The sequence below is a fragment of the Neisseria sp. GT4A_CT1 genome (assembly GCF_000227275.1).
Classification (GTDB): Bacteria; Pseudomonadota; Gammaproteobacteria; order Burkholderiales; family Neisseriaceae; genus Neisseria.
Genome location: NZ_JH164984.1, coordinates 1 through 1,440 on the forward strand (window position 1 = coordinate 1; position 1,440 = coordinate 1,440).

Here is a 1,440-nt window from a genome sequence, read left to right on the forward strand (position 1 = left end):
AAATTCGTGCAGCCCATAGAGCCACCCTCTCCCCAACCCTCTCCCGCCAGACGGGAGAGGCGGCAGGCTGCATGTCGTGGCATAGATTCTTGTCCGGCTGTCGTCATTCCCGCCCCCGCCTACGCGAGGACAGGCTACGACGTGAATCCACTTTTGAATCTCAGCAACTGTTTTTCAAACATCTGTTTCTTAGAATTTCCGATGGATTCCCGCCTGCGCGGGAATGACGGCGGTGGGGTGTTTAACGTGGTCTTATTATGAGGAAAGGTCGTCTGAAACTAAGTTTTCGGTTTCAGACGACCTCGTTTATTCAATCAATGCAGATTTGGGATAACTCAAGTAGCGTGGGCTTTGCCCACGAATGAATATAGTCAATTAAAATCAAAATAGGACAGTAATGCATCGTCAAATCGGGCGTAATCAGACAATACGGTTCGCAGATACCGCTTAATATTCGCCCACACCTTCTCAATCGGGTTGAGCTCAGGTGAATAAGGTGCAAGAGGTAATACCTTATGTCCCCATTTTTCCGCCATTTCCCGTAAGACACCCATACGGTGAAATCGTGCATTATCTAAAATAATCACCGATTTTTGAGTCAATGCGGGCAGTAGGCATTGCTGAAACCACGCTTCAAAAAAGACTCCGGTCATCGTATTTTGATAAACCATCGGAGCAATCAGCCGGTTGCCGACTTGTGCGGACACCAGAGATAAGCGTCGGTATCTTTTTCCACTTATCTGCGCTTTCACTATTTGCCCTTTCAGGCTGCGGGCATAGGGACGGAACAGGTAGCGATCAAATCCTGTTTCATCCAAATAAACACGTTGGTAGTCGGAAAATTCGGCCAGCTGTGTCAAATAATGCGTTACTTTGGCTGGGTCTTGTTCTTTGTAAGTGGTGGTCTTTTTTTGCGCGTCATCCCCATCTGTTTGAGTGCATAGCAAACGGCGGCTGCCGTACAATCAAAATGTTTGGCGATTTCATGCAGATAGGCATCCGGGTGTTGCCCAACATATTGAGCCAGTTTTTGCCTATCCAATTTGACGGCATTTAGACCGGTGACTTGATGTTTTAGGCTGCCTGTTTGCTTTTTAAGGCGAATCCACAGGTAAAGCGTGTTTCTTGACAGGTTAAACGTTGCTGCGGTTTGGCTGATGTTTTTGCATTGTTCGTAATAGTTTAAAGCTTTGTTCCTTAAGTCCGCAGAGTATGCCATGGTTAAACCTTCAAAGTTGAGTATTGTACTATTTTGTTTTTAATTGACTATAAAAATACAGCAATCCTTCAAATTAGCATACTGCAAGTCTCGTGGGCAAAGCCCACGCTACTCGTTGCTGTAACGGCAACCTGTCCCTTCCCCCGTCCGGCGGGGGAAGGTTAGGATGGGGGTGGCTTTGTGGCTTGAGGCGAAATCAAATTCGTGCAGCCCATAGAGCC

1 protein-coding gene is annotated in these 1,440 nt (G+C 47.0%); it reads right to left on the reverse strand.

Features of this window, described 5'->3' with window-relative positions; all coding sequences use genetic code 11:
- Window positions 1-371: 371 nt before the first annotated feature.
- Window positions 372-1,219 (reverse strand): IS630 family transposase gene (locus HMPREF1028_RS14235; RefSeq protein ID WP_156798183.1). Its coding sequence is split into 2 segments (ribosomal slippage): window positions 372-904 and window positions 904-1,219, totalling 849 coding nucleotides; the frame shifts between segments, so codons are not numbered across the junction.
- Window positions 1,220-1,440 lie beyond the last annotated feature (221 nt).